17 protein-coding genes and 1 pseudogene are annotated in these 21,425 nt (G+C 61.5%); 9 read left to right on the plus strand and 9 right to left on the minus strand.

Features of this window, described 5'->3' with window-relative positions; all coding sequences use genetic code 11:
• From AC1ECN_RS21505 to ubiA, 3 genes and pseudogenes are all read left to right on the plus strand, one after another.
• Positions 1–126, plus strand: a pseudogene (locus AC1ECN_RS21505) (IS110 family transposase); the annotation flags it as partial.
• 357 nt (positions 127–483) lie between these two features.
• Complete coding sequence (locus AC1ECN_RS21510; protein WP_075224741.1) at positions 484–1,296, plus strand: MipA/OmpV family protein; 813 nt, start codon at positions 484–486, stop codon at positions 1,294–1,296.
• Positions 1,297–1,454: 158 nt separating this feature from the next.
• Positions 1,455–2,414, plus strand: coding sequence for a 4-hydroxybenzoate octaprenyltransferase (gene ubiA / locus AC1ECN_RS21515; protein ID WP_130672046.1), 960 nt, complete (start codon positions 1,455–1,457; stop codon positions 2,412–2,414).
• A 48-nt stretch (positions 2,415–2,462) separates the two neighbouring features.
• Here the strand turns inward: ubiA and AC1ECN_RS21520 are convergent, their stop codons facing one another.
• The gene (locus tag AC1ECN_RS21520) at positions 2,463–3,440 is read right to left on the minus strand and encodes a threonine ammonia-lyase (RefSeq protein WP_130673488.1); all 978 of its coding nucleotides are present in this window, start codon (positions 3,438–3,440) and stop codon (positions 2,463–2,465) included.
• Between the two features lie 118 nt (positions 3,441–3,558).
• On the opposite strand from AC1ECN_RS21520, the gene AC1ECN_RS21525 reads away from it, so the two are divergent.
• Entirely contained in the window at positions 3,559–3,990 is a 432-nt protein-coding gene (locus AC1ECN_RS21525; protein ID WP_024321280.1) for an Lrp/AsnC family transcriptional regulator, read from the plus strand.
• A 176-nt stretch (positions 3,991–4,166) separates the two neighbouring features.
• Here the strand turns inward: AC1ECN_RS21525 and AC1ECN_RS21530 are convergent, their stop codons facing one another.
• Positions 4,167–4,733, minus strand: a complete 567-nt coding sequence (locus AC1ECN_RS21530; protein WP_018486292.1) for a DUF6101 family protein — start codon at positions 4,731–4,733, stop codon at positions 4,167–4,169.
• Between the two features lie 300 nt (positions 4,734–5,033).
• Between AC1ECN_RS21530 and AC1ECN_RS21535 the strand changes: the two genes are divergently transcribed.
• Positions 5,034–8,363, plus strand: coding sequence for a DUF1217 domain-containing protein (locus tag AC1ECN_RS21535; RefSeq protein ID WP_130672047.1), 3,330 nt, complete (start codon positions 5,034–5,036; stop codon positions 8,361–8,363).
• 321 nt (positions 8,364–8,684) lie between these two features.
• Here the strand turns inward: AC1ECN_RS21535 and AC1ECN_RS21540 are convergent, their stop codons facing one another.
• The 3 genes from AC1ECN_RS21540 to AC1ECN_RS21550 form a co-directional block, all read right to left on the minus strand.
• Positions 8,685–10,121, minus strand: a complete 1,437-nt coding sequence (locus AC1ECN_RS21540) for an FAD-binding oxidoreductase (protein ID WP_075224738.1) — start codon at positions 10,119–10,121, stop codon at positions 8,685–8,687.
• Positions 10,122–10,164: 43 nt separating this feature from the next.
• A complete protein-coding gene (locus AC1ECN_RS21545; protein WP_130672048.1) occupies positions 10,165–11,139 on the minus strand; it encodes an L-threonylcarbamoyladenylate synthase in 975 nt (324 codons plus the stop codon).
• Between the two features lie 95 nt (positions 11,140–11,234).
• Positions 11,235–11,843, minus strand: a complete 609-nt coding sequence (locus AC1ECN_RS21550) for a DUF6656 family protein (RefSeq protein WP_018068400.1) — start codon at positions 11,841–11,843, stop codon at positions 11,235–11,237.
• Between the two features lie 419 nt (positions 11,844–12,262).
• On the opposite strand from AC1ECN_RS21550, the gene AC1ECN_RS21555 reads away from it, so the two are divergent.
• Together AC1ECN_RS21555 and AC1ECN_RS21560 are read left to right on the plus strand one after the other, a co-directional pair.
• Positions 12,263–13,507, plus strand: coding sequence for an aromatic ring-hydroxylating oxygenase subunit alpha (locus tag AC1ECN_RS21555; RefSeq protein WP_477954054.1), 1,245 nt, complete (start codon positions 12,263–12,265; stop codon positions 13,505–13,507).
• A 228-nt stretch (positions 13,508–13,735) separates the two neighbouring features.
• Entirely contained in the window at positions 13,736–14,221 is a 486-nt protein-coding gene (locus AC1ECN_RS21560; RefSeq protein ID WP_130654758.1) for a BA14K family protein, read from the plus strand.
• A gap of 286 nt (positions 14,222–14,507) precedes the next feature.
• On the opposite strand, the gene AC1ECN_RS21565 is transcribed toward AC1ECN_RS21560, so the two are convergent.
• Complete coding sequence (locus tag AC1ECN_RS21565; protein ID WP_130672050.1) at positions 14,508–15,503, minus strand: transporter; 996 nt, start codon at positions 15,501–15,503, stop codon at positions 14,508–14,510.
• Positions 15,504–15,711: 208 nt separating this feature from the next.
• Here AC1ECN_RS21565 and AC1ECN_RS21570 point away from each other — a divergent pair, with 208 nt between their 5' ends.
• A complete protein-coding gene (locus tag AC1ECN_RS21570) occupies positions 15,712–17,490 on the plus strand; it encodes an acyl-CoA dehydrogenase family protein (protein ID WP_130672051.1) in 1,779 nt (592 codons plus the stop codon).
• A gap of 9 nt (positions 17,491–17,499) precedes the next feature.
• Complete coding sequence (locus AC1ECN_RS21575; protein ID WP_130654761.1) at positions 17,500–18,255, plus strand: crotonase/enoyl-CoA hydratase family protein; 756 nt, start codon at positions 17,500–17,502, stop codon at positions 18,253–18,255.
• A gap of 62 nt (positions 18,256–18,317) precedes the next feature.
• Here AC1ECN_RS21575 and AC1ECN_RS21580 read toward each other — a convergent pair whose 3' ends face one another.
• From AC1ECN_RS21580 to AC1ECN_RS21590, 3 genes are read right to left on the minus strand one after another with little or no spacing between them, the layout of a single operon-like run.
• Positions 18,318–19,328 (minus strand): MBL fold metallo-hydrolase, encoded by a 1,011-nt coding sequence (locus AC1ECN_RS21580; protein WP_130672052.1) that lies wholly within the window; start codon positions 19,326–19,328, stop codon positions 18,318–18,320.
• 2 nt (positions 19,329–19,330) lie between these two features.
• On the minus strand, positions 19,331–20,581 hold the full coding sequence (locus AC1ECN_RS21585; RefSeq protein WP_477954056.1) for a class I SAM-dependent RNA methyltransferase: 1,251 nt from the start codon (positions 20,579–20,581) through the stop codon (positions 19,331–19,333).
• Complete coding sequence (locus tag AC1ECN_RS21590; RefSeq protein ID WP_197727379.1) at positions 20,578–21,363, minus strand: TlyA family RNA methyltransferase; 786 nt, start codon at positions 21,361–21,363, stop codon at positions 20,578–20,580. Before AC1ECN_RS21590 ends, AC1ECN_RS21585 begins: the two co-directional genes overlap by 4 nt.
• Positions 21,364–21,425: the final 62 nt, after the last annotated feature.

Here is a 21,425-nt window from a genome sequence, read left to right on the forward strand (position 1 = left end):
GCAGACACACTCAAAGCCGCAGGAAAACCAGCGAAGGTCATCCTGGTCGCCGTCATGCGTAAATTGCTCGTTCTGGCAAACTGCCTCCTATCTCACGATCGCCTCTGGACCCCAAATCCGCCTTGACAACCAACACAGATTCTCATCCGACCCTTCGGGCCACCTTCTCCCCGAGGGGAGAAGAGGCAGCAAGGCGCGCCGTCACTGCCAAACGAACCCGCCTGCTCAACGGCACTGCCAAACAATGGGGTCGGTGACGAAGCGGCATTTTCCCTCTTCTCCCCAGCGGGGGTCCGAAGGACGGGTCGAGACCCGCGGCTCGACCCCGGTCGGTGCCCGTAGGGCGGATGAGGGGGCCGCACGGCACGCCTTTCATTAGCGCCCGTTGTTTCGCCGTGGTTAACATTGGGGTAACGAGATCAGGATAAATGTAGCGAGCGCCGCCCTCCGCGGCTTTGTTTTTGCGTTTTCTGGAGTGCGGACGTGTCTCATCGATCAGTCGTATCGATCTCTCTGGCTATTGCCCTTTCTTCCTTTGGTTCGGCCGCCGCGCAGGAAAGTGGCCAGCACTTCTGGTCCGGCGACTGGTATCTGAGCGTCGGCGTCGCCGGCTTCTCCGCCCCGAAATTCGAGGGCTCGTCGCACAATGAATTCAAGTTCAGCCCGTTGATCTCGGTTGGCCGCCAGGGCGCCGGCCCGCGTTTTGCCTCGCGCAACGACAATCCTTCTTTCGCCCTCATCGACAAGGGTGCCTTTCGTGCCGGCATCGTCGGCAGGTTCGTGCCGTCGCGCGATGACAGCGACGGCAGCGAGCTGAAGGGCTTGAAGAAGGTCAAATGGGGCGCGGAAGCCGGCGGTTTCGTCGAAGTCTACCCGACCGATTTCCTTCGCGCCCGCGCCGAAGTCCGCCAGGGCATCCGCTCGCATGACGGCATCGTCGCCGATCTCGCGGTCGATGCCTTCACCGATATTGCGCCAGACCTGCAACTATCAGGCGGTCCGCGCGCGACCTTCGCCACCAGCGGCTACTACGACGCCTATTACGGCGTCAACGCCAAGCAGGCGGCGGCAAGCGGCCTTGATCCTTACAAGCCCTCATCGGGCATCCAGTCCTATGGCGCCGGCACGGCGCTCACCTGGAAGGCGACGGAAAACCTCTCGGCGAGTTCCTTCCTCGAATATAAGCGGCTGGCGGGTCCTGCCGCCGACAGCAGTCTCGTGCGCGAGCGCGGCTCGAAGAACCAGGTCCTGATCGGGGTCTCGGCGACCTACAAGTTCAATTTTTCCCTGCAGTGATTGACGGCGCCACGGGCCTTTCCGCGTACGCGGCGCTGTAACGCTTTGAATTTGCACATAATTCATCCCTGGATCGATTCCAGTCTGAGGAATGATGCAAGTGGCATTGCAATGATCGCTTCTTGACCGGATCGGCGGCCCGCCGCTAGATGAGCGGCATGCACGATACCGGCGATTTCAACGATCGCGTCTCCGACGCACCTTCCGATAACTGGGTCTACCGGATCCTGCCGCCATGGCTTTGGCCCTATGCGCAGCTCGCACGCTGGGATCGCCCGATCGGCTGGCAGCTCTTGATGTGGCCGTGCTTCTGGTCGGCAACGCTTGCCGCCAATGCGGCGATCGGTGAGGGGATCTATTCCGGCAGTGTGCTGGTGTCTCACCTGTTCCTCTATTTCATCGGCGCTGTCGCCATGCGCGGCGCCGGCTGCACCTATAACGATCTTGTCGACCACGAGATCGACATGGAAGTGGCGCGCACGCGGTCGCGTCCGCTCCCCTCCGGCCGCGTCACGCGCCGACGGGCGAAGATCTTCATCGGTTTGCAGGCGCTGGTCGGCCTGTTCGTGCTGCTGCAGTTCAACTGGCTCAACGTCTTCCTCGGCGTGCTCTCGCTCGCGATCGTGGCACTTTATCCCTATGCCAAACGCTTCACCGACTGGCCGCAATTTTACCTCGGACTTGCCTTCTCCTGGGGCGCGCTGATGGGCTGGGCCGGCATTTTCGGCAGTCTCTCTTTCGCCGCCATCCTGCTCTACGCCGCCTCCGTCGCCTGGACGATCGGTTATGACACGATCTACGCGCATCAGGACAAGGAGGATGATGAACTGATCGGCGTCCGCTCCACTGCGCGCCTGTTCGGCGACAGGACGCGGCAATGGCTGATCGGCCTTTATGGACTGACGCTGGTGCTGATGTTTATCGCTTTCGCTCTCGCCGGCGCCAATCTCATCGCTTTCCTGGCCTTGCTCGGTGCGGCCGGCATGTTCGCCTGGCAGATTGTCCGGCTCGATATCAACGATGCCGACCAATGCCTGGCGCTCTTCAAATCAAACAATCGCGTCGGCCTGATCATCTTCTTCGGCCTCTTCGTCTCGCTGCTGTTTGCCATTCCCTGATTGGGACGAACYGGGCGCGGGCGATTGTCCCCAGATAGGAGGATTGGTCTAGCAGGCATTCGTGTTGTGCTTCATGGCAGATGGAAGCCATGCCTTGATCTGTTGATCCGTGAGGTTAGCACCACACAACATAGTCGCTACACGGCAGCCTTTCAGGGCAGATGCCTGCGCAAGAATAGCCGCGAGCCCCGCCGCTCCGGCTGGTTCGACGAGACGCTTCCATGTGTCATGAGCAAACCGCATTGCATCGAAAAGCTGATCGTCATCCACGAGAACGACGTCATCGATCGTGTCTTTAAGCCAGCCGATGGCCGACGGGACGGGAATCCGCACGGCAATTCCATCGGCAATCGTGCGTGCCTCCGGCGTTGAGATCACGTCACCCGCATTGTAGGACAGGGCCATGCAAGGTGCGCCCTTTGCGGCGACGGCGACGACCCTTGTTCGCGGTGATCGTGATTTGAACCAGCATCCTATTCCGGCCGCCAGAGCACCGTTGCCAAGCGGAATGAAAACGGCGTCGATATCTTCGACCTCTTCCGTCAGCTCCGCCGCAATCGTTCCTGCCCCTTCCGCAATGGCGGCACTCGCTCCGTCCTCGACGAACTGCAGTTTCCGTTCGGCGGCGTAGATTTTGGCCGCCTCCTTTGCAGCGTCAAAATCTTCCCCGGCGAGAAAGACTTCCGCCCCAAACCGGCGCATGGCTTCGATCTTCAGCGGATTAGCGTTGATACTGGCGAACACGACCAGAGATCGCCCATGCCGCGCGGCATTGTAAGCAAGCCCCTGACCGAAATTCCCGGCTGATGCCGTGATCAGAGGCGTTCTATCGCCGGCGACGTCGGCCAGAAAATACCCCGTGCCGCGCCCCTTGAAGCTGCGGATCGGATTTTCCGTTTCGTCCTTGGCGACGAGCGACAGCGCGAGCCTGTCAGAACGCAACAGATTGGTGTTGAGGAAAATCGGATCGATTTTCTGGCGAGCATCGTCGATTTTGACGGCTGAAAGAGGTGCTTGTTTTGTCATGGAGAGATGGTATGAGTTTTCGACGCGGGAAAATCGCGCCGATAGAAAAATTATAGCGGATTTTCCGCATAAATCTTGGCTATACGCTGTGGATGATATTGATCGCACCATTCTGTCGATGCTGCAGGAGAATGCCGACATTCCCGGCAAGGTCATTGCTGACGCGGTCAATCTCTCACCCTCGGCCGTCGAACGGCGCATCAGCAAACTGAAGCAGGATGGGATCATCGAGAAGATCGTGGCGGTGGTCAGTCCGAAAGCCGTTGATCGCACCCTGTCCGTTCTGGTTGAGCTCGAAATCCAGAACGAACACCGACACACGCTGGAGCAATTCCAGCGATGGCTGGACCGTGCGCCTGAAGTTCAGTCATGCTGGTATGTCACCGGCGACATGGACTATGTCCTGCTCGTGGCCGTCCGCAATCTCGAGGAATACAATGCCTTCATTGAGCGGCTTATGGGCGAGCAACAGGCGCTCGTGCGAAAATACAAGAGCCTGATCGCACTCAAAACGGTCAAGCACGGATTGGGACTTTCCGTCCTTGAATGAGAGGTTTTTCACCGGTGGCCACCGCAGTGATCCTGTCAAAATTCATCCTGCGGTGCCAACCGAGATTAAAGCGACAGTTTTGCGGCCGAATTCGACAGTGTCGCAGAAACGGGCATTCCGCGACAGATGAGTGCGCAGAATGCCCGGCAATGATATGTCCGGTGTCGCGATTTCGCTCAATTGCGGGCGATGATTTCCTTGCCTTCGATCTTCATGGCGACGCCCAGCCGGCCGGTGGTGCGGCGCACGAGGAAGCGCGGACGGCGATTGGCGAAGTAGGAATGACGGCGGCGCGGCTTGAGATCGCTGGTGCGTAGGGCACCAATATGGTCTTCGAGCGGCCGGGCGACGCCATCGGCCTCGACCATCAGCATCGGAATACGGAAGGCTTCGGACCAGCTGCGCCAGTCGGCGGCGATATCGCTGAGATCATGGGCGACGAGCAGCGGAATGCAGAGCTCCGGATCGGTGTGATGGAGTTCGAGCGTGACGGTGACATCGCCGTCGCCATGGTCAATGGCGCGGGCGGCGACACCCTTGAAGACGCGCTTCGGCAGCGCAATCGAGAGCGGCAGGCCGCTGGAGGGGAGGACCTTGCGCAGGACCGCACCGCGTTCGTCTATCGTGATATTGACGTCATCCGAACAATCGTGGATGGCGTAGCTGACCTGCTGGGGAAAGCGGGACGGATCGAGGCGTAACGTCGTGCCAGCCCAGGCGGGCTTCATAACGGGATTGTTCATTTCATTCTACCCTTGTCTTACCTGAGAGCCGATTTCCGGTCTTCTCCTTGGGACTTTTCGTCCTCTATGGCCGACAATAGGCAGCCGCCGTTCCGTACAGCTTAAAAATTGCGGTTAAGAAAACTTTGCCTCCTCTGATGGTTATCAAAACCGAATCCGGCAGGGTTTCCGGAAGGTGAACGGTGTGGTGTCCTGAAATGATGCATCCAGAGGTAAGCCTCAGGTAAGCTTTCCATGGCAAAATGTGCTCACCAGCAGTTCGTCGTTTTTTTAGAAATTTGGGTGAAAAGGGCGCTTTTCATGATCTCGGCTTCCCTCGCTTACACGATCCTGTCGCGGGATATGACGTCCAGCCTCAACAAGGTTGCGTCGCAGGCGACGGTCAAGAAGGATGCTCAATACTACGCCGACCATATCAACAAGGTCGAAAACGTCGACGATTTCCTCGGCGACTACAAGCTCTACAGCTATGCAATGAAGGCCTATGGTCTCGAGGACATGACCTATGCCAAGGCCTTCATGAAGAAGGTGCTCGAAAGCGACCTCACAGACCCCGACAGCTACGCCAACAAGCTTTCCGATACGCGTTATCGCGAGTTCGCCGCCGCCTTCAATTTCAACGCGCCGGCCAAGGATGTGCAGACGGACGCGCAGGAGGACGACCTGATCGGCCTCTACAAACAGTCCTTCGTCGATGCCGACAAGGCCGCCAGCGCCGAGAGCACCTATTACAGCAACAATATCGATAGCGTGCAGACCGTCGACGACCTGGTCAACAACACGCGGCTGCGCACCTATGTGCTGAAGACCTTCAAGATCGATCCGACCTATGCGTCGAAGGATTTTCTGCGGCAGGTGCTGACGAGCGATCTCAGCGACCCCACGAGCGTCGTCAACACGCAAGGCGGCGACAAGTACAAGGCGCTTGCCGCCCAGTTCAGCTTCAATGCCGACGGCACCGTCACCGGCACGGCGCAGACCGCCGCGCAGAAGGCCTCGGTCATCGAATCCTACACCCTGAATTCCCAGTCCGTCATCATCGACAATTCGGTCGGTTCGGACGTCTATTACGTCGGCCAGACGGCGGCGGACTACAACAAGGCCTATTACACGGCGAAGATCGGCACGATCACCAATGTCGACGATCTGGTCGCCGACAAACGCCTGACGTCTTATATCACGACGGCCTACAGCATGGGCGCCGACTTCACCGCTGCCGCGCTGCGCACGGTGCTGACCGATCCCGGTTATGCCCAGCTGATGGGYTTTACCAATGTCTACAACGCTTTCAACTTCAAGGCTGACGGGTCGGCCTCCAGCACCGCGCGCGTCCAGACGGTCGACCAGGCGAACAATCTGAAGAACGCCGCCGCGATGACCGGCAACTACTATACCACGACGTCCCAGTCGACCGGCATCACCAACGTCGATGACCTGCTCGCCGACAATGTGCTGGCGCGCTACATCAAGGATGCCTATGGTCTCGGCACGGACTTCAGCAATGCCGACCTGAAGAACATCCTGACCGATTCGGCCTATGCCGCGGCCCAGGGCCATGCCGATCTCAATGCCGACTTCAACTTCCAGGCAGACGGTTCGATCAACGGTTCCGTGATCCAGACTGCGGCGCAGCGGAAATCGACGACCGACAGGTCGGCGGCGAATGCAGCACATTTCAACAGCATGATCGGCAACGTCACCAATGTCGACGACATCATGTCGGATGCGGTTGCGGTCAGCTATATCAGAAACAGCATGCAGATCGCCGACAGCGTCTCCGATGCGACATTGAGGACTTTCCTCGTCGACCGCACGGCTGCCAGCGCCCAGGGCTACAGCGACGTTCACGATCTCTTCAATTTCAAATCGGACGGTTCGATCGCGACCCTTTACGCCTCGCAAACGGCGACGCAAAGTGCCAGCACCACCAGCAAGGCCGACAATGCGGCAGTTTACTACCAGTCGACCATCGCCGGCATCTCAAACGTCGATCAGTTGCTGGCGGACCAGAAGCTGAATAATTTCGTGCGCAACGCCTACGGCATCCCGTCGACGGTCAGCGACGTCGCTCTTCGCGCTATCCTGACCGATCAAAGCGGCACCGGCACCTATGCCGACGTCGCCGCGGCCTTCAATTTCAAGGCGGACGGCACGCTTGAGGACGGCATGGCGGCGCAGACGGCGACCCAGATCAGCAGCACGAAATTTGCCGCCGCGGCGCGCACGGATGATTATTCCGCCAGGATGTCGACGATCAGCAATGTCGATGATCTGCTTGCCGACAGCGCCATTACCAATTTCCTGAAAAGCACCTACAATCTGCCGTTCGATATTTCGGACGCCGATCTGAAGAGCATCCTGACCGATGCGACGGCCGCTGCCGCAGCCGGCCATGCCGATCTCAATGCCGACTTCAACTTCGCCGCCGACGGATCGCTTCCTGTCGTCAGCTCGGCCCAGACGGCCGATCAGGCACAGACCACCAACGACAATTATGCCGCGCGCTACGACGACGAACGCGACGAGGCGATCGACGAGGTCGCATCCAACTACCAGAAGCTTATGGCCGACAGCAGCAGCCTGCTGAATTTCTCCGACGTCAACAGTGTCAATGATTTCCTGCGCAGCAATTCGTCGGCCGATTTCAGCAAGAGCAACGACAATCTGCCGGATCTCTTCCATGTGGCGCTGCAGGCCTTCGGTCTGACCGACCAGGATGTCTCGCGCTCGATGATGCGCAAGATCCTGACGAGCGATGCCTATGATCCGAATGGCTATGTCGCCTCGCTCAAGGATGAACGCATCACCAATCTTGCCCGCGCCTTCAACTTCGGCCCCGACGGCAAGGCGGCATCACCCTTCCAGGCGCTACCCGACGCGACCCTGGCCAAATACGCCACCGACTATAGATCGCATATCACTATGCTGATGAAGGACGGTCCGCTGAAGGACAAGGCGGCGAAGGACGCGACGGCTGAAGTCACCTATTTCGCCAAGGGCATGGCGAAGGTGAAGTCGCTTGACGATTTCCTCGACGACAGCCGCCTGACCGACCTGGTGCTGAAGGCAAACAACCTTGATCCGAAGGATTACGACAAGGCGACGCTGAAGAAGATCTTCACATCCGATCCCGACGACAAGAAGAGCTATCTCAACACCACCGCCGATGCACGTTTCAAGGATATCGTCGCCGCCTTCAACTTCGACAAGGACGGCAATCTGACCCGCGCCAAGATCGGCACCATCCAGAACAAGGCGGCCGAGGAGCACACCCAGGGGCTCTACGTCCAGCAGACGATGGAAACCCAGGAAGGCGAAAGCAACGACGGTGTGCGCCTGGCGCTCTATTTCAGCCGCAAGGCCCCGAGCATCACCTCGATCTATTCGATCCTCGGCGACAAGGCGCTCTATCAGGTCATCACAACAGCCTACAGCCTGCCGTCGCAGATCTCGGGCATGGACGTCACCAAACAGGCCGATCTCATCAACCGCTTCGTCAAGCTCGAGGATCTCCAGGATCCGAAGAAGGTCGACAAGCTGCTGCGCCGGTTTACCGCGATGTACGACGTCCAGAACGCCACCCAGCAGTCACCGGCGCTGATGATCCTGACCGGGGGCGGCACACAGTAGTCCTGAGGCAATTTCCGGCAAAGTACGCAGCGGGTTTCCCCACGCTTCGTCGTCCCAGGGCTTGAGCTACAGCTGTCCGGTTGGCGTCAATGACTGCCCCTCACGCTAACCCTCTCCCCGTTCTGACGGGGAGAGGGGACGTGCCCTGCGAGAGGTGAGCGAGGAACGGAAAGGTCGCGGCTTGTCCCTTCGCCCCGTTTACGGGGAGAAGGTGGCGGCAGCCGGATGAGGGGCCGGCATCGGCGATCTCTTGGGCCGAGTAGCAGAAGATGACATTGAACTCCCGCTCTCAACCATCGGGAAATGCCCCGATCGTCGCCCTCACGGATCGAGGCTGACAACCTTTCCCGGGTTCATGATATTGGCGGGGTCGAAGGCGCGCTTGATGCGGCGCATCAGCTCGATTTCAATCGTTGGGCGGATCGCCGCCAGTTCGTCGCGCTTCAGCTGGCCGATGCCGTGCTCGGCCGAGATCGAGCCGCCATGCGCCAGCACCAGCCCATGCACGATGTGGTTCATCTCGCGCCAGCGAGCGATGAAAGCGGCCTTGTCGGCACCGAGCGGCTGGGAAATATTGTAATGAATATTGCCGTCGCCCATATGGCCGAAGGCGCAGATGCGGGCGCCCGGCATCGCCGCCATCACCGCTGCTTCGGCCTCAGCCATGAAATGCGGGATCTTCGACACTGGCACGGAAACATCGTGCTTGATCGACCCGCCTTCTGGCTTCTGAGCATCCGACATGCTCTCGCGCATATGCCAGATCGATTTCTGCTGGGCCACGGATGCGGCGATCGCGGCATCAAGCACCAGCCCGGCCTCGAAGCCCTGTTCCAGCACGCCATTCATCATCCGCTCCGCCGTCTCGGCCGAATCCGACGTCGAAATGTCGATCAACACGTACCAGGGATAGGCCGCGTCTAGCGGATCGCGCACGCCGTCGATGTGGCGCGTGGTGATCTCGACGCCGAAACGCGGCATCAGCTCGAAACCGGTGAGCGAGGCGCCGCAGAGGCTGGAGGCGAGGTTGAAGAGGGCAAGGGCATCCACTACCGAATTCAGGCCGGCGAAGGCCACCTGATGGCCGAGCGGCTGGGGAAAGAGCTTCAGTACCGCGCCGGTGATGATGCCGAGCGTGCCTTCGGCGCCGATCAAGAGGTCGCGCAGGTCGTAGCCGGTATTGTCCTTCTTCAGGCGGCGCAGGCCATCCCAGATCTCGCCGGTCGGCAGCACCACCTCGATGCCGAGGCAGAGCTGGCGCATATTGCCATAGGCAAGCACCGCCGTGCCGCCGGCATTGGTGGAAAGGTTGCCGCCGATGCGGCAGGAGCCCTCCGAGCCGAGCGACAGCGGAAACAGCCGCCCATGCGCCTCGGCCGCCTTCTGCACCTCGGCCAGGATGGCGCCGCCATCGGCCACCAGCACGTTCGCCACGGGATCGACATCGCGGATCTTGTTCATGCGCTCGAGCGACAGGATGACATCGGACTTGCCCTGACGCGGCGTCTGGCCGCCGACGAGCCCGGTATTGCCGGTCTGCGGCACGATCGCCGTTCCGGTCTCCGTCGCAAGCTTCATGATATCAGAGACTTCCTCGACCGAGCCGGGTTTCAAGAGGAGAGGGGAGGAGCCATGATAGAGCCCGCGGTTTTCGACCAGATGCGGCGCAAGATCGGCCTCGCTGCGCAGCGCGTATTTTTCGCCGACGATGGCCGCGAAGCGATCGAGGAGTTCGGTGGAAATTCTGGAATTGCTCATCGGCCTCGATTCTCCATCGTCATCTACAGCGCCGCGCGTCTTTTCAGTCGCGGGGCGCAGCCGCCCGCTGCAGGCGGTCGTTGATCGCTTCGCCGAGCCCCTCCTCGGGAATCGGGGAAAAGGCAATGCTCTGGGCCCCGCTGGCATCGGCCCGCTTCATGTAATCGAAAAGATTGGCGGCCGCCTCTGCCAGGTCGCCGCGCGGGCTGAGATCAAGGACGATCCGGGCACCGTTCGCCCCGGAAACCGCAGCGCTGCCGAAGGCAATCAGTGCCTCGCCGGGTTCCACTGCCGTCGCATTGAGGCGCACGGAAGCGCCCGGCGCGTAATGTGAGGCGAGCATGCCTGGCGCCTCGATCGCCGCCGATGCCGTTTTCGGCCGCAGCAGCGGCTGGCCGGCGACGCGCTCGATTTCACGCGCCGCCAATCCGCCCGGACGAAGCAGCCGCAGCCGGCCGCCCTCTGCCTTGACGATCGTCGATTCGACGCCGACAGCACTTGGGCCCGCATCGAGGATCAACGGGATCCGCGCCCCGAGATCGGCTTCGACATGGGCAGCACTCGTCGCGCTGATCCCGCCCGAGGTATTGGCGCTGGGGGCTGCGAGCGGCCGTCCGAAGGCGCCGATCAACGCGCCCGCGAAGCCCTTCGGCACGCGGATGCCGACGGTGTCGAGCCCGGCGGTCGCCAGCGAATGGATGGAGCTCTGAGGCTTCAGCGGCAGCACGAGGGTCAGCGGACCGGGCCAGAAGGCTCTGGCGAGCGCCCGCGAGACGGGGTCGAACTCGGCGTGCTCTTCGGCCATCGCGAGATCGGCCATGTGGCAGATCAGCGGGTTGAAGCGCGGCCGTCCCTTTGTCTCGTAGATGCGGGTGATGGCTGCGGGATTGGTGGCGTCGGCCGCAAGGCCGTAGACGGTCTCCGTCGGGATGGCGATGGCAAAGCCGTCGGCAAGAGCAGCCGAGGCCGCCTCGAGCGCTGCCTGCCTGTCTGCCGTGATGTCGATTATGCGTGCCATGTCCTGCCCGGTATTTGCTACTGCGCGTCTGAAAAGACGCGCAGTGCTGTAATCCCGGCAGTCATTAGGCTTTCCGCCGCCCGCGATCAATCGCTTTAGAGCTGGCGGATGATTTCGCGCAGCTGTTCGTTGCGGGCGCCGAGCAACAGAATGTTGCGGATCGCCGCTTGCGGATCATGAGTGCGGAAGAGCAGGCCGTTGCCGCGCACCGACCGGTCGATGGTCATCTTTTCCGCGGAGTTCTCGCCAGGTTTGATGGCGACGGCAAAATACATGCGGGAATAACCGACATCGATGCGCTCGAAGAAATTATCGTTCTCGCCGATGTCGGAATAGAAATTCGAGATGTAGAAGGCCCAGCTTACCTCTTCGTAATGGGCGAATTTCGTCCGCGCGGCGGTGACGTGGCAATAGCCAAGATGCGGGCTGTCCTCCAGCGTCCGGTGGAAGATCATCTTCGGAAACTGGATCGAGTGGTGAAAGCCGTTGATGTGCTGATGCGTCTTTTCGCCGGCGACCTGCAGCTTGCGGCCGGTCTTTGCGGCGACCTCATCATGGCTGAAATAGCGTTTTTCCTCGGCCAGCCAGTGCCGCCGCTCGCGGGGGATGCGGCCGGTGCGCAAAAATTCGGAATGCGCGGCAATCAGCTGCGGCTCTTGCAGTTTACCTGCTTCTTTCGCGTCGAAATAACGGAGTTTGGCCATGGTTCGCGTTCTTCGGTCGGTCTGAATCAACAGTAGGATAGGACGGTATGCTTAAGGCGATGTTAAAAAATCGCCATGGCGGCCGGCCGGCTGAACGGCAAATGCCGGTAGATGTCGCAAACACGACTGACATCGATATCAGGCAGTCGACCTCTTTGCGCAACGGGTCTTTACGCCATGTCGCAATTGAGGATAATTGCCGGGAGAGTCGGGCGAGGTGATCGACCGGGATGGGCTGCTTCAAGCCTTGCCGCATCCTGTCGTCAATTTCGAAGCCGATGTCGCATTACAACCAAGCGGCAGCCGTGCTCGGTGATTAAATGACGCCATGAACAATTCTCCCGAAGGAGAAGGAAGCGGGCGCGCTTCCGCCGGCCTTCTTGCCAGAAGGCGGTAGCCGGGTGCACGAGGACATGAAGATGGATATTCGCAGCAACGTTTTGCGTCAGCTCAAGAGCCGCCGTGAGGGCTTCAGCCTCGAACAGCCGTTCTACATTGACGAGGATTATTTCCAGCTCGACATGGAGATGATCTATTATCGCGACTGGCTGTTCATCGGCCATGATTGTGAACTGCCGAAGCCGGGCGCCTATTTCACCGTTCAGATCGGCAGCTATCCCGTCGTCATCGTCCGCGGCCGCGACAATGTCATCCGCGCCTTCCACAATAGCTGTCGCCATCGCGGCTCGCGCGTCTGCACCAAGGAGCACGGCTCCTCCGTGCGTCTCGTCTGCCCCTACCATCAGTGGACCTATGATCTCGAAGGCAAGCTCGCTTTCGCCCGCCACATGGGCGATGATTTCGACAAATCAGGTTTCAACCTGAAGCCTGTCCACTGCGAAACCGTCGCAGGCTTTGTCTTCATCTGCCTTGCCAACACCGCCCCGGATTTCCAGACGGTGCGCGACAAGATCGAACCCTATGTCGCGCCGCACAGGATCAGCGAGAGCAAGGTCGCCTTCCAAAGCACGATCATCGAGAAGGGCAACTGGAAGCTTGTCTGGGAAAACAACCGCGAGTGCTATCACTGCGCCGCCAATCACCCCGAACTCTGCCGCACCTATCCCGAAGCGCCGAGCGTGACCGGCACGGATGGCGGCGCCGACGATCCCGAGATCGCCGGCCATTGGGCGCGCTGCGAGGCCGCCGGCCTGCCGAGCAAGTTCCAGATTTCGCCGGACGGTCAATTCCGCACCGCCCGCATGCCGCTGATCGAGGATGCCGAAAGCTACACCATGTCGGGCAAGCGCGCCGTCAAGCGTCCGCTCTCCGACGATATCTCGATCGGCCATATCGGCACCATGCTGCTCTTCCACTACCCGACGACGTGGAACCATCTGCTCGGTGACCACGCCATCTCCTTCCGGGTGCTGCCGCTCAGCGCCAACGAGACGGCGGTGACGACCAAGTGGCTCGTCCACAAGGATGCCGTCGAAGGCGTGGATTACGATCTCGAGGAACTGACCCACGTCTGGACCGAAACCAACGATCAGGATCGCCGCATCGTCGAGGAAAACGCCTTCGGCATTCACTCGCCCGCTTATGAGCCTGGGCCCTATTCCTCCTTGCATGAAGGCGGCGTCATGCAGTTCCTCGAATGGTATTCGAACTTCATGGTGAACCGTCTGCAGGGCRACCAGGCGAAGTTCTCCGTCGTTGCCTAGATCCGGATGAATCCGGATCTAAATCAAAGAAGCAGAGCATGATGTCGTCCGAAAACCGCCCACACTTTTCGGCATCATGCTCTAGCGCTCTGCCGCACCGGTTAATGTCCGGTTCAGTTCAGTTGATATAAAAGGGAAAAAGCAGCCGGCTTCGGCCGCTTTCGGAACCATTCAGGCGCGAAGGCGTTGCAGGGCAGGCGGTGATCGCTGTTGAATGGGAGAGAAGCAATGATCGGGCTGAGAAACAAGATTGCAACCGCAGTTCTGGCTGCTGCGGTGGTCCTCACGGGCTTTGCGCCGTCGCAGGCAATCCAGATGCCCACCGCCCCGCAGGTGGAAAAATCCTCCGCTGTCGAGAACGTCCAGTACCGCCGCTATTATCGCCCCGGTTACCGTCCGGGCGCCTATTACCGGCCTGGCTATCGTCCCGGCGCCTACTACCGGCCCGGCTATTACGGCGGCTATCGCGGATATTCCTATTACCGCCCGGGCTATCGGCATTATAATGGCTACTGGTATCCGCTCGCCGCCTTCGGCGCCGGTGCAGTCATCGGCGGCGCCATTGTCGCGCAGCCGCGTTACGTTGCGCCGGCCCCCAGCATGGGTTCGAGCCACGTCGCCTGGTGCGCAAACCGCTACCGGTCCTATCGCGCCTACGACAACACCTTCCAGCCCTATAACGGCCCACGCCAGCAGTGCTATTCGCCGTATTGAGCCTGGGACGGGCAATACGTCCCCCACACTGCCCCTCACCCTAACCCTCTCCCCGTAAAAACGGGGAGAGGGGACGTGCCAAATGTGCAGCGTCGAGGTTGAGGAAAACGGTGCGGCATGTCCCTTCTCCCCGCCTGCGGGGGTCCGAAGGACGGGTCGAGACCCGTGGCTCGACCCCAGTGGTGCCGGCAGGCGGATGAGGGCCGGTGCGGGTTGCTCCCCATCGGATCGAGGCGTAGGTCCGCGAACCTAAGCCTACCCCGACAGTCACGTCGAACCTTCACCCTCAAAGAATATCCACGCGCCTCAGCAGCCACCAGGCAAAGGCGATGGAGGCGACGATGAGGGCGACGGCGTATTCCGTGCCGTAGTCGCCGACGGCGAAGGGCAGGTTTGCCGTGTTCATGCCGAAGAAGCCCGTCACCAGCGTCGGCGGCAGCAGGAAGGCCGTCATGATCGACAGCAGATAGAGGTGGCGGTTGGTTTCGGAGGATTGTTTCGAATCGATTTCTTCGTGCAGCAGGCGTGCCCGGTCCTGCAGCGCATAGATGTCGTGGTCGACCGTTTCCAGCCGGCTCGTCAGCCGCCGCGCTACATCGTCGAAGCCGAAGGGCATCTCGTCGTCGTCGGCCGCCGCCGCCCGGCGCATCAGCGCCAGCACGGTGCGCAGGTGCCGATGCAGCCTGACCACGGTGCGCCGCACCGGCGCCAGACGCCGGCGCTCGTCGCGCTGCGCACTGTCGTAGACGATATCCTCGATCTGGTTCAGCTCTTCCGTGAGTTCGATGACGATCGCGATCAGCGTGCGTTGGAACTCGATCACCAGCAGTTCGAAGAGGTCGACCGGCCGGGAAAATTTGCCCGGGTTTTTCTCGATCAGCGCCCGCGCCCGTTCGACGCTGCGCAGCGGCTGCAGCCTTGTGGTGATGATGAAGCGGTCGGACATGGCGAAATGCAGCCAGCCGAGATTGTTGGTATCCTGGGCGAAATCGCGCTGGCAATCGACGAGCGTGCCATAGAGCATCTGCTCGTCGACGGTGATGGCCGCATGCGTGTCGCGCGTCGTCAGCGCCGATTTCGCGTCCTCCGTCAACCCGTCCAGCGTATCGAGCAAGGCCGGCACGCGGGCGTCGACAACGTTGAGATGCAGCCAGTAGAAACAGTTGTCGGCGGTCAGTTCCGCCACCGTCGCACTATTGTTCAGTCGCACCGCGGTCTTTTCTTCGGGCGAAAAGCGATAGGCCCAGACGAAACCGGGTATGTTGACGGGCAATGTGTCCATTGTTCGCCGGTCCTTTGCGAAGGCGATGTCTTCCCTTAGAGATTGTTCATGACGTCCATTTGTCCAAAGGTGCAAGAGCAAAGCGCCATGTCAGGCGATTTATCGCATGGCGGCTGAGGAAATCGAAATTGACGTTTACGTAAAAATCAATTAGCCCTTGCMTCGGAGGGGCTTGCCCAAGTGCAGGCCGGTCTGCGGAGGAGAAACCATGTACAAGGCGCCGGTCGAGGAAATCGCGTTCACGTTGAAGCACGTAGCGGGCATGGGCGAGGCGATTTCAAACGGGCTGCTCGGCGATCTCGGCGAAGATCTGGTCGATGCGATCCTCGCCGAAGCGGGACGTTTTGCCACAGAGGAAGTGGCGCCTTTCGCCGAAATCGGCGACCGCCAGGGCGCCCGTCTGATCGATGGCGAGGTCAGGCTGCCGGATGGTTGGCGCGATCTCTATCGCCATTGGATCGCCGGCGGCTGGAACGGCCTGACGGCGCCGGAGGCCTTCGGCGGCCAGGCCTTGCCGCATATGCTGAATGTCGCAGCACTCGAAATGTGGAATTCCGGTTCCATGGCCTTCGCGCTCGCTCCGACGCTGACGATGGGGGCCATCGAAGCGGTCAGCACCCATGGCAGTGCTGCGCTGAAAGACACATATCTGGAAAAGATGGTCTCCGGCGAATGGACCGGCACCATGAACCTGACCGAGCCGCATGCCGGCTCGGATCTCGGCGTGCTGAAGGCCCGCGCCGAGCGCCGCGATGACGGCAGCTACCGCCTTTTCGGCCAGAAGATCTTCATCACTTGGGGCGAGCATGACGCGGCCGACAATATCATTCATCTGGTGCTGGCCCGCCTGCCGGATGCGCCGGCCGGCACCCGCGGCATCTCGCTCTTCCTGGTGCCGAAATTCCTGGTGAACGACGACGGTTCGCTTGGGCCCCGCAATGATCTCTTCTGCCATTCGCTGGAGCACAAGCTCGGCATCCATGGCTCGCCGACCTGCACGATGATCTACGGCGACGGAAAATTCGGCGGTGAAAAGGGCGCTGTGGGCTGGCTGGTCGGCGAGGAGAACAAGGGACTGGCCTGCATGTTCACGATGATGAACAATGCCCGACTTGCCGTCGGCATGCAGGGCGTGGCGATCGCGGAGGCCGCCACCCAGAAGGCGCTCGCCTATGCCAGGGAACGCACCCAGGGCAGGGCGCCGGGCGCAAGCGGCGCCGGCATGAGCCCGATCGTCGAACATCCCGATGTCGCCCGCATGCTCCTCACCATGAAGGCGCTGACCCAAGGGGCACGCGCCATCTCCTATGCCTGCGCCCATGCGATCGACATGTCGCACCGGGCAGGTGACATCAGCCGCCACTGGCAGGAGCGCGCCGCCCTTTTGACGCCAATTGCCAAATCCTTTTCGACCGATGCCGGTGTCGACGTCGCCTCGCTCGGCATCCAGGTGCATGGCGGCATGGGCTTCATCGAGGAGACGGGTGCGGCGCGTTATCTCCGCGATGCCCGCATCGCCCCGATCTATGAGGGCACCAACGGTATTCAGGCGATCGACCTCGTCACCCGCAAGCTGCCGCTCTCCGGCGGCGAGCAGGTGAAGGGCTTCATCGCCGAGCTCAGAGAGATCGCCGACGGCGTCCGCCGCTCCAATCATAATGGTTTCGGCGAGACCGCTGTGAGGCTCGACGCTGCGATCGCCGACCTTGAGCAGGCGACCGGCTGGCTCATCAAGGTGCTTGCCGAGAACAGGACCGCCGAGGCGCTCTCGGGTGCGACGCCCTATCAGCGCCTGTTCGGCCTCGTGCTCACCGGCTGTTATCTTGCCAAGGGCGGTCTCGCCGAGAGCGCCGATGGCGCGGCCGAAAACCGTATCGCGCTCTGCCGCTTCGCCGCCGAAAACCTGCTTGCCGAGACCGCAGCCCTGCGCGACCGGGTCGTCAATGGCGCGGCAAGCCTTGCTGCCGCCCGCATCCTGCTTGCCTGAGGAGACCTTATGACCGATCACATCGTCGTCGAGCAGCCTTCCGCCCATCCTGGTGTCCAGCTGATCCGCTTCAATCGGCCGGAAAAGAAGAATGCGATCACCCGCCCCATGTACCGCATCATGGCCGATGCGCTGAATGCGGCCAATGCCGATCCCGGCATTCGCGCCACCGCTTTCCTCGGCACCGAAGGCTGCTTCTCGGCCGGCAACGACATGAACGATTTTCTTGCTGCCGCGATGGGCGGCCGCGGCCTGGAGCAGGAGATCCTTGATTTCCTCTATGCGCTGGTGAAGGCCGAAAAACCCGTCGTCTCCGGCGTCGACGGCCTTGCGATCGGCATCGGCGCGACGATCCATCTCCATTGCGACCTGACCATCGCCTCTAGCCGCAGCCAGTTCCGCACACCCTTCGTCGATCTGGCGCTGGTGCCGGAGGCAGGTTCCAGCCTCGTCGCGCCGCGCCTGATGGGGCATCAGCGCGCCTTCGCCATGCTGGCCGCCGGCGAAGCATTTTCGGCCGAGGAGGCGAGGGAAGCCGGTCTGGTCTGGAAGGTCGTCGAGCCAGGCGAGGTCGATTCACTGACGCTTGGCCTGGCGGCAAAGCTCGCGGCCAAGCCGCCGGAGGCGCTGCGCATCGCCCGCGATCTCATTCGTGGCGATCGTGGCGAGATCATCGCCCGCATCGACGAGGAGGCCCGCTATTTCTCCGCGCGGCTGAAAAGCGCCGAGGCCCGGGCGGCCTTCGAAGCCTTCATGCGCCGCTGAGCGCCGCTTCGCGGCGATCTCGGTCAGCAGGGCGACCAACACCGGGAGCAAACGGATACCGATCAGGCCGCCGGCACGTTGAATACCTCGCCGGCCCTGAGCGGCCGGAACCGTTCCGGGGGAATATCATGCTCGCTCATGGCGTCTTGCAACGCTCTTGCCGGCGCGTCGACCGCTTCATTTGTCAGTTGGAACGTGGCGAAATGGTGCCCGGCGACATAGGTCGCATTTGCCAACTTCATCCCGATCACCGCCTCCTGCGGATTCTGGTGCTGCCCTTTCATGAACCAGCGCGGCTCATATGCGCCGAAGGGTAAAATGGCCAGGCGAAAGCCGCCATGCTTCTGCTGTGCCGCTTTGTAATTGATGCCGTGGTGAAAGCCCGTATCTCCGACGTGATAAATTTTTCCGGCTGGAGTCGATAAAACGAACGACGCCCAGAGTGCCATCCGGCGATCGGCGGTTCCGCGAGCGGACCAATGGTGTGCAGGCTCCGCATCAATGCTTATTCCGGCGTGCGAAATGCGCTCGCCCCAGTCCATCGATGTCGTCTGTATATCGGGCACGGCACGGCGAATGATCGTGTCATTGCCGAGTGGCGTCACGACACGCGGCCGATGCTTCGCACCCAACCGCCTGAGCGTTGCGATATCGAGATGATCATAATGATTGTGCGATACCAGCACGAGATCAATTGGCGGCAGATCATCGAACGCGATGCCCGGTTGGACGACGCGCTTGGGTCCAGCAAAAGCGAAGGGACTCGCGCGCTCTGACCACACCGGGTCGGTCAGGATATTGAGCCCAGCGACCTGCACGAGCATTGTTGCATGACCAACCATGGTCACTCTTAGATCCTCGCCGTCTACGCATGGATCCGGCTTGGCCGCCGCGTATGGACTTGGGACCGACTGCGGCCAACGCTCACGGCCACCGCCGAATTGCCACCGCAGCAGATCGCGGAAACCAAGGGGCTCAATACCTTCGGGATTGAAGAAAAGCGTGCCGTCGAAGTGATCGGACACTGGGCCGTTATAGTAGGGGTTGCGTCTTTTGGTCTTTCCGACAGGCACGCCTATTTCTCCAGCGTCGCCACCACCTCGACATGCGAGGTCCAGAGGAACTGGTCGATTGGCGTCACCCCGGTGATCCGGTAGCCGCCCTCGACGAGGATCGYGAGATCCCGCGCCAGCGTCAGCGGATTGCAGCTGACGGCCACGATCTTCTTCACGCCTGAGCGGGCAAGCTCCTGGCACTGGAACTCGGCACCGGCGCGCGGCGGATCGAAGACGACAACGTCATAGGGCTTGAACTCCTGCGTCATCAGGGGACGGCGAAAGAGATCGCGCTTTTCGACGGTGACCGGCTTCAGCCCTTGCGTGTTGCGGGCGGCATGGTCGAGTGCGGCGAGCGCCTTTGCCTCGGCTTCGACGGCGTGCACGCGGCCGATCCGCGCCAGCCGCAGCGAAAACGTGCCGGCGCCGGCAAAGAGATCCGCGATCCGCTTCGCCTTGCCGGCATGAGCCGTGACCAGCTCTGCCATCGCCTCTTCCGCCGGCTTGGTCGCCTGGGTGAAACCGCCCGGCGGCGGCGAAACCTGGACGCCGCCGAATTCGACCATCGGCTTCGACGGCTCGACGAGGATTTCGCCGTTCAGCGAAACACGGGCGATGCCGCGCAGGCTAAGCGCGGTCTCGATTGCCTTGCGCCGCTGCGGGTCGGAGAGTTTCTTCACCTCGTCGACTGATATGTCCAGGCCGGAAAGCGTTTCGAGCACCGCGACGCGGAAGGGTTCGGCGCTGGTCGCGAGCGATGCAGCAATCGCCCTGATCGCCGGCAGTCGGGCGATGATCCCTGCCGACGAGATCGGACATTCCTCGATGGCGACGATATGGTGGCTTTCGGCCTGGTTGAAGCCGATCAGCATGTCCTTCTCGGTCTTGCGCGCCGCAAAGACGACACGCCGGCGCTCGCCCGGCCGGGCCGGAACGATCTCGCCGACCTCGGGTGTCAGCCCCTTCGATTTCAGCGCATCGATCACCAGCTGGCGCTTGAAGGCGCCGTAGGGCGCATCCGCCATATGCTGCAGCGTGCAGCCGCCGCAGGTGCCGTTGACGCCATCCGGGCCGAAATGCCGGCAGGGCGGCTCCTGCCGGTCGGGCGAGGGTGTCGTGATCGACATGATCGTGCCCTGGCTCTTGACGCGGGCGATCGCCACCGTTTCGCCGGGCAGGGAAAAGGGCACATAGACAGGCCCGCCGGCGCTGCTGGCGATGCCGTCGCCCTGGGCGCCGAGCTTCTCGATCGTGACGGTTTCGGTGCTCACGGTTTCAATCCTGCCAGAAGGAATTCCTGATTGCCGTCACCGCCGGAAATCGGGGAGGGAATGAGGCCGAGGCTTTTCCAGCCCATGTCCTCGATGAACCAGCGCTCCAGTTCCGCGGCGACGGCGGGAGCAGACGAGGGGTCCTTCAGCATCCCGCCCTTGCCGATCGCCTCGCGCCCGGCCTCGAACTGCGGCTTGACCAGCAGCACGGCGACAGCGCCCGGTCCGGCGATCTCGAGAGCCGGCGCAAGCGCCAGCCTCAGCGTGATGAAGGAGACGTCGGAAACGATGAAGGTGGCGGGATGGCCGATATCCTCTGCCGTCAGGTTGCGGGCGTTGAGGCCTTCCCTGTTGGTCACCCGCGGATCGCCTGATATGCGCGGGTGCATCTGCCCATGGCCGACATCGACCGCGGTGACATGCGCAGCGCCGCGCTGCAGCAGCACCTCGGTGAAGCCGCCGGTGGAGGCACCGACATCGAGACAGTGATGGCCGGCGGGATCGAGCCGGAAATGGTCGAGTGCGGCGGCAAGCTTCAGTGCGGCGCGCGAGACATAGTCCTGCGCCGGATCGTCGATCTCGATTGCCGCGTCTGCGCCAAATAGCGCGCCGGCCTTCGTGACCACCTGGCCGCCGATCCTGACAGTGCCGCGCTGCACGGCGTCGCGGGCGCGTGAACGGCTGGCAAACAGGCCGAGAGAGACGAGAAGTTGGTCGAGGCGTTGGGTGTTTTGATCTGACATCGGCTGTGCATGACCGGCAAAGCCGCCGGTTGCAAGCATTTTGTTCCCAAGACCGTCATTGACCCTCAAAAGCTTTCGGCGATAATCCTGCCGCGGCGATC

Source organism: Rhizobium sp. 01N447_2, assembly GCF_056399245.1.